This is a genomic window from Kribbella sp., assembly GCF_035655035.1.
In the GTDB taxonomy this organism is placed as follows: Bacteria; Actinomycetota; Actinomycetes; order Propionibacteriales; family Kribbellaceae; genus Kribbella.
On record NZ_DASRVN010000226.1, the window covers coordinates 1 to 7454 of the forward strand.

General features: G+C 69.9%; 8 protein-coding genes. 6 read left to right on the forward strand and 2 right to left on the reverse strand.

The genetic code is table 11. The features are described 5' to 3' along the window. Positions 1–342 (forward strand): DUF2064 domain-containing protein (locus VFF46_RS12945; RefSeq protein ID WP_325037340.1); only part of this gene is annotated, 342 nt, incomplete at its 5' end. A gap of 1554 nt (positions 343–1896) precedes the next feature. On the opposite strand, the gene VFF46_RS12950 is transcribed toward VFF46_RS12945, so the two are convergent. Together VFF46_RS12950 and VFF46_RS12955 are read right to left on the reverse strand one after the other, a co-directional pair. Then, entirely contained in the window at positions 1897–2442 is a 546-nt protein-coding gene (locus VFF46_RS12950) for an NUDIX hydrolase (RefSeq protein ID WP_325037341.1), read from the reverse strand. Between the two features lie 560 nt (positions 2443–3002). Further along, positions 3003–4295 (reverse strand): zinc-dependent metalloprotease, encoded by a 1293-nt coding sequence (locus tag VFF46_RS12955; RefSeq protein WP_325037342.1) that lies wholly within the window; start codon positions 4293–4295, stop codon positions 3003–3005. A 305-nt stretch (positions 4296–4600) separates the two neighbouring features. On the opposite strand from VFF46_RS12955, the gene VFF46_RS12960 reads away from it, so the two are divergent. The 5 genes from VFF46_RS12960 to VFF46_RS12980 all read left to right on the forward strand — a co-directional run. Then, positions 4601–5026, forward strand: a complete 426-nt coding sequence (locus VFF46_RS12960; RefSeq protein WP_325037343.1) for a molybdenum cofactor biosynthesis protein MoaE — start codon at positions 4601–4603, stop codon at positions 5024–5026. A gap of 30 nt (positions 5027–5056) precedes the next feature. After that, positions 5057–5329 (forward strand): hypothetical protein, encoded by a 273-nt coding sequence (locus VFF46_RS12965; RefSeq protein WP_325037344.1) that lies wholly within the window; start codon positions 5057–5059, stop codon positions 5327–5329. Next, positions 5326–6363 carry a YlbL family protein gene (locus VFF46_RS12970; protein ID WP_325037345.1) on the forward strand — a complete coding sequence of 346 codons (1038 nt, stop codon included), beginning with the start codon at positions 5326–5328 and terminating at the stop codon, positions 6361–6363. The genes VFF46_RS12965 and VFF46_RS12970 overlap by 4 nt, the downstream gene beginning before the upstream one ends. Positions 6364–6424: 61 nt before the next feature. After that, complete coding sequence (locus tag VFF46_RS12975; RefSeq protein WP_325037346.1) at positions 6425–7036, forward strand: PPA1309 family protein; 612 nt, start codon at positions 6425–6427, stop codon at positions 7034–7036. After that, positions 7033–7454: UPF0182 family protein (locus tag VFF46_RS12980; protein ID WP_325037347.1), on the forward strand; the 422-nt coding region annotated here is incomplete at its 3' end. The genes VFF46_RS12975 and VFF46_RS12980, both read left to right, overlap by 4 nt.

Below are 7454 nucleotides of genomic sequence, written 5' to 3' on the forward strand. Positions count from 1 at the left end.
GCCGCCGCGGTCGTCGCGGTGTCGCACGACGTACCGGACCTCCCCGGGTTGCTGATCGGCAAACTGTTCCGCGCCCTCAGCCACGCCGACATCGCGGTCACCCCCGCCGAGGACGGCTCGCTGGCCGCGATCGGCGTCAACCTCCCGATCGCGGACTGGGTCCTCGAACTCGCCCCGACCTTCGACACCCCCCTCGCCGAACTGGAAGCCGCCAAGCCCCGCCGCCACGCCGTCGCGATCGGCCCCGGCTGGCACCGTCTGCAGTCAAACGCTGACCTAGCGCGACTGGATCCCGGCCTCGAAGGCTGGGACGCCACAAGATCCCTCCTTCGACACCCCTGACCCGTCACCTTCTCCCCGCCAACTCGTTCACCAATCAGCAGGGCAACCGGGGAAGCCCAGCACCTCGCCGATGCCGTTCAGGGGCGGCGCCCGACGAACCAAACCCACACCGGGGATGCAGCACGGGCCTCGCCCGACAACGCAACACCACCCGAAGGCACCAGCGCCGGGGGACCGCCCACGCCCAAGGGCACACGCAAGACCACGGGGACGCAGTACAACGCAGGGACCAGAAAGGCGGCAGCGGCCGGGGGACCGCGCCCGCCCGACGAAGCACGCAGCACACGGGAACGCAGCACGACGAGCACGCCGAGATGCAACAAGCCGCGCGGCCGGGGGACCGCGCACCCTGGGCGACCTGCATCAAGGCCCGATCGCCGAGTACCACCAGCGGGGAAGCAGCACGACCCACAGGAGCAAGACAACGGGGACCTGAACGGCCGCAGCGGCCGGGGGCCGCACAGGCAGGCCCACGGGTGCATCCAGTACGACGGGGACGCAGTGCAACGCACGGAGAGCAGGGGCACGGGGAATCTCGAGGGGTAAGCGACCGGGGGACCGCGCACATCCGAGGGGCAAACAGCACGACGGGGACGCAGTACGACGAGAACGCCCGAGATGCAGCAAGTCGCGCGGCTGGGGGCCACGCACCCTGGGCAATCTGCATCAAGGACCAATCGCCGAGCACCACCAGCGGGGAAGCAGCACAACCTACGCGGAGCAAGGCAACGGGGACCTGGAGGGCCGCAGCGGCGGGGGACCGCGCACGCCCAAGGGTGGATGAGTACGACGGGGACGCAGGGCAACGCACGGAGCAGGGCACCGGGAAGGTAACGCGGCCGGGGGACCGCACACCCGAGGGGCGCACAGTACGACGGGCGCAGTACGACGAGAACGTCCGAGATGCAGCAAGTCGCGCGGCTGGGGGACCGCGCACTCTGTGCAACCTGCATCAGGGACCGATCGCCGAGTACCACCAGCGGGGGACACAACTCAGGGGAGCAGGGCAAGGGGGAGTAGGGCCCGCACGGTCAGGGGACCGTGCGGAGCCAACGGGCACGCTGTGCCGAGGGGATCACCCGAGGCGTATGCGGTCCGGCGAGCTGTACACGGCAACGCACACCAGGAGGCATGCACACGGGACGTCCCGGGATCACGGACGACGGGGATCACGGACGACGGCGAATCGTGGGCTACGGGGAATCGTGGACTACGGGGACCGTGGACGACGGGACGACGGGACGACGGGACGACGGGACGACGGGACTGCGGACTCGGGGGGAAGGAATAGCCGCGTTGTGGGACGAGGAAGACCTGTGGGCGTGGGGGAGTTGGTCCGCGGAGAACCTGGAGCCGTTGGGGGAATGCGGCAGGGGCAGGGGCAGGGTCGTGGGAGTTGCCGGGGGTGGCGGGAGGGTCTGCAGTTGTGGGGGAACGGCGTCGTAGGTACGGCGCGACGGGATGCAGGACTGGTGTGGGGGGTCCTGTTGTGGGGAGGTGGGCCGGCTAATACGAGCCGGCCCACAGGCTTCTGCGCCTGGTGATCCAGCTCCGTCAGGTTTGCGGGATGTACTGGAGGGCTCGGCTCGCTAGTGCTTGGACGCTGGTGTCAGTGTCCTTTGGCAACGCGTCGAGCGGGAACCATGCGAGATCGTCCGACTCATCGCTGACGACGTACTGCGTGTCCGCCGTCGCTGTGACCAGGAACTGGACGTCCAGGTGATACGCCCCCGCGCATCCACCGGCCCGGAGTAGATGGCGAGACAGTTGGACGGGCTGCTGCCCGACCGTTAGCCCAGTCAGCCCGGACTCCTCGGTTGCCTCGCGGAGAGCGGCGGCCGCCAGGGTGGTGTCGCCGGGTTCGCAGTGTCCGCCCAACTGGAGCCAACGGCCAACGGTCTTGTGGAGCGTCAGGAGCGTGTTCTGCCCCGCCGCATCAACCACCAGCGCACTAGCCGTCACATGCTCCGGCCGGCAACTCCGCCACATTCCGTCGGCATGCTCTGCCAAGTGCCGCAGATAATGCCGCCGCAAACCCGCCTGCTCCGCATCCGGCGCCTCCCACCCCTCAAGAACTCCAACCGCATCCGCATGAAGCATGCGACCAGTCTCCCCACCGACCCTCACCCCACCCCAACGGGGTGGTGCCCACCGGGTTCGCTCACCCGCCCGCGTCCCCGCGCCCAGTGAGTCCCGATCCAACCGGCCCTGCGAGTTCGCACTCCCATGCGCCCAGCGCGTCCCGATCCGACCGGCCGTGCGAGGTCCTACTTACATGCCCAGCGCGTCCGACCCCTCCACAGATCGAGGGGCTCCAACCGCCACCTGTTCGGGTGGGGTTGTAACCGCCGCCGTCCCGGCACTGTCCGAACGCCACCTGGCCCGGCGCCGCACCACCCGTCCCGGCGCGGTCTGAGCACCCCCCGTCTCCAGCAGGTGCCCGCCCCAGTCGTCTGGCGGGTTCCTGACCGCCACCTGCCGGGTGGGGTGGTAACCGCTCCCGTCCCGGCGCGGTCCGAACGCCACCAGTCTCCAGCAGCTCTCCACCCCAGTCGTCTGGGCGGGGTTCCCAACCGCCACCTGCCTCGCTGGTGTTGTACGTGGTGGGTCGAGCGTCGGGAGGGTGGGTGGCGCCCATCGGTGGGGATGGAGGCTGGGGGTTACTTGGGAGTGTCGCCGTTGTCTTCTTCGGGGTTGTCGAGGAAGTCGGTGATGTCGATGTTGGAGAGTTCGCCGGCGTGTTGGGCGAAGCCGATGGGGTCGTCGAGGTCGGAGGTGCTGGGCATCAGGTCGGGGTGGGACCAGAGGTTGTCGCGGCCGTCGGTGCCGCGGGCGTCGCGGACGGCGGCCCAGAGGTTGGCGGCGTCGCGGAGGCGGCGGGGGCGGAGCTGGAGGCCGACCAGGGTGGCGAACGTCTGCTCGGCGGGGCCTCCGGCGGCGCGGCGGCGGCGTACCGTCTCGGCGAGCTGGATCGCCGCCGGCATCCGGTCCTTGGTGGCTTCGCGGACGACGTCGTCGACCCAGCCTTCGACCAGCGCGAGGGTGGTCTCGAGCCGGACGAGGGCCGCCTTCTGCTGCTCGGAGTCCTCGGGCTCGAACAGACCGCCGGCGAGCGCCTCCTGCATGGCTTCCGGGTTCTGTGGGTCGATGTCGGCCATCGCGCGCTCGATCTTGCCGGTGTCGACCTCGATGCCGGCTGCGTAGTCGGCGACCGCGGCGAGCAGGTGCTGCCGCAACCACGGCACACCGGCGTACAGCCGCTGATGCGCGACCTCACGCAGCGCCAGGTACAGCCGGACGTCCTCGTCCGTCAGCCCGAGCCCCTCGGCGAACTTGGCGACGTTGTCCGGCAGCAGGATCGCCTGACCGGTCGGGCCGAGCGGCAGGCCGATGTCGGACGAGCTGACGACCTCGCCGGCGAGCTCACCGAGACCCTGGCCGACCTGGGCGCCGAACACCGATCCACCGAGCTGCCTGAGCATCCCGGCCATCGGGCCGGCGAACTGCTGCGCCTCGGCGGGCAGGGCGTTGCCCATCGCGCCGGCGACGTGTTCGGCGACCGGGTCGACGACCGTCTGCCAGACCGGGAGCGTGTTCTCGACCCACTCGGCGCGGCTCCACGCCTGCGACGTCGCGGAGACCTCGGGCAGCGTGGTCGCGTCGTTCAGCCAGTGCTCGGCGAGCCGGACCGCGTCGGCGACGCGGTCGCCGTCGGTGGCCGTCATCGACCGGTCCCCGGCGGCGGAGACGGTCTTGCGGGCAATGTCCTTGGCCAGGTCCCAGTTCACCGGCTTGCCGTCGGCCGAACCGCTCAGCAGCTGCTGGACCTGGGCGAAGATCGCGTTCAGGTCCGGGGTGCCGCCCGCGCCGGCCGCACCGGAGAACTGCTGGAACATGGCCTCGAACGGCGTTCCCTTGAACGGGTTGTCCGGGTTGTCCGGTTCGTCGCTCATCGATGGGCCTTCCTGTGCGGGTGGGGCGTACTACTCCAAACGTACTGGTTCGGCCCACCAGTTCCGCCCCGGGTGAACCCTGACTTCTCCTGTTCGCCGCAGGCAGAGTCGCCGAAGGCGGCCCCGTAACTAGGTGAGCAGGGCAACAGTTCCTCCCGGTGTACGCCGGACCACGCACCGCAGCGCCCGGGGAGGCCGACGCGGGAGCGGATGTCGGGGAAGTCGGGGCCAGGAGGGAGAATTGCGGTACGGGGGATGGAATGGTGGGGTGTGCAGGTCGGCGACCCGGTGGGAATGAGGAACGGATGAGCGACGCGATCAGACTGCTGGACATACGCGACGGCGCGTTGTCCAGCGACGAGGTGCTGGCCGCCGTCGCGGATCCGACGGCGGGCGGAACTGCGCTTTTCATCGGCACTGTGCGCAACCACGACCAGGACAAGCCGGTCGACAGGCTCAGCTACGAGGCGCATCCGGACGCGCTCGAGCACCTGCGGAAGGTGGCGCAGCGCGTCTGTGACGACCCTGCGGTGACCGCGCTGGCCGCCGTGCACCGGACCGGTGACCTGGTGATCGGCGACGCCGCCGTGATCGTCGCAGTGGCCGCATCGCATCGGGACGTCGCGTTCGCCGCCTGCCGGCAGCTGATCGACGACCTGAAGGCCGAGGTCCCGATTTGGAAACACCAGCGCTTCAGCGACGGTGGCAGCGAGTGGGTGGGAGCGCACTGACACGTACTCTGGGCGCATGAAGGTGGCCGGATGAAGGTTTTGGCGTGGCTGGCATTCCCGCTGGTCGCCACGGTGCTCGCGATGTGCTGGGCGGCCTGGCGCGGGTGGCGCAGCCGCGAGCCACGCCGGTCCGGGGGGCCGTTCGCCTCGGTGGACGAGTTCCGCCGCTTCAACGCCGCGCTGGCGGCACCTGGTCCGCGGGCCACTCCGGAACGTCGCCGGGGCCTGGGTCGTCGTAATCATCAGCCGGTCTCCGAGGACCGTGGCTCCGGCTCCACCAAGATCGCAGGGCAGGGTTCGTGACACGTCGTACCGCCACATTGGTCACCTCGATCGTCGTGCTTGTCGTCTCGCTGGGGCTGGTGACCGCCTTCCCGGTGCCGTTCGTGTCCTTCAGCCCGGGGCCGGTCAAGGACACCCTGGGGATGGCGAAGAACCAGCCGGTCATCGAGATCAGCGGTCACGAGACGTATTCGACGTCCGGCCAGCTGGACCTGACCACGGTGTCGGTCACCTCGCCGGACCGGCAGCTGACGCTTCCGCAGGCGATGCGGAACTGGCTGGACCCGCACCACGACCTGTTCCCGCGCGACATCATCTATCCGCCGAGCCAGAGCGCCGATCAGGTCGAGCAGCAGAACACCGCGGAGATGACCGGATCCCAGGACAGCGCGGTCGCGGCCGCGCTGCAGGCGGCGAACATCCCGTTCCACACCAAGGTGGCGACGGTGGCCGACAACACCCCGGCGCAGGGCAAGCTCAAGCCCGGCGACCTGGTGCTGGCCGTCGACGGTCACCCCGTGACGCAGATCCCGCAGGTCGGCGACCTGGTCCGCAAGCACAAGGTCGGCCAGAACGTCGTGTTCCTGATCCGCCGCGGCACCGCCGAGCAGACGGTCGAGCTGAAGACCGCCGCGACGCCCGATGACCCGACCCGGCCGATGGTCGGGATCACGATCGGCGTCGACTCGCAGGTCAAGGTGACGGTCAACCTTGGTCAGGACATCGGCGGCCCGAGCGCAGGCACCGCGTTCGCGCTGGCCATCTATGACAAGCTGACCCCGGGAGCGCTGCTGAACGGGAAGCACGTCGCCGGCACCGGGACGATCGACGCGCTCGGCCAGGTCGGTGCGATCGGCGGTATCCAGCAGAAGATCGCCGGTGCCAAGAACGACGGCGCCACGGTGTTCCTGGTCCCGGCACCGAACTGCGCGGCCGCACTGCACGCGAACGTCGGCGGCATCCGGCTGGTGAAGATCAGCACGCTGACCGGCGCGATCAGCGCGCTGAAGGCGGTCGCCAGCGGCAAGGGAGACGTCCCGTCGTGCAGCCAGTGAGCGACCTGAACGACTTGAACGACCTGAACGAACAGGCCAGCCGAAGGGAAGATCAGCCGGCATGGAATCCGTAGGCACGCTGCCTCCTGACGCGCTCAGTCGCGCGGTCGTCGAGATCGAGAAGCATGTGAGCAGCGCGGGCTGGGACCAGCCCGCGCAGCTGTTCGCACTGGTCCCCACCGGGGAACTGCTCCGCGCCGAGCCGCAACTTGCCGCCAAGCTCGGCGCCGAGGACGCCTCCCAGCCGCTGACCCCGGTCGCCCAGGGCGAGCTTCCCGGCGGCGTCGACGACGACAACCTGGCCGACACCCTCGGCCGGATCGAGTGGCCCGACGGTGTCGCCGGCTGCGCGCTGGCGATCGAGCGGATCGTGCTGCCGGCCGCGGCCGAGTCCGGGCTGTCCAGCGTCGAGTCGGACGCCGAGCTGGCCCGGCTGGCGGGCAGCGACCCGCGCCGGCACGAGGTCCGGATGGTCGCGGCGGTGCTCCGCGAGGGTGACCGGTTCGGCGCTGTCCGGTTGCGTGCCCACGACGAGGACAGCGCGGTGCTCACCGGCGTCGACTTGGTCCCCACACTGTGCGAAGTACTGTCATTGACATTCGAACCTTCGGTCGGCAGCCGGTCGGGCGCGGGTTCAGAGGTCGATGGTGACGACGAGGAGAGGCGACCATGAGCGACGGCGTCTACGACATGCCGGACGAGCCGCCTGCCCGGAGAACGCGACGACCGGGCGGTCGTCCTCGTGCCCTGCTGCCGACGATCGCCACGCTGATCGTGCTGCTGATCCTGTTCAGCGTCTTCACCGACGTCTGGACCCAGCGGCTCTGGTACCGGTCGATCGAATTCGGCACCGTGTTCAGCACGGTGCTCGGCACCCGGGTGCTGCTGTTCGTGGTGGTCGGCCTGCTGATGGCCGCGGCCGTCGTCGCGAACATCGTCGTCGCGTTCCGCACCCGTCCGCGGGTCGCGCTCGCACCGTCGCCGACCCCGGGCTTCGAACGGTACGGCGATCTGCTCCAGCAGCACGCGAAGGTCGCGGTCGGCGTGGTCGCCACGCTGATGCTGATCTTCGGCGGCTCGGCCGCGTCGGG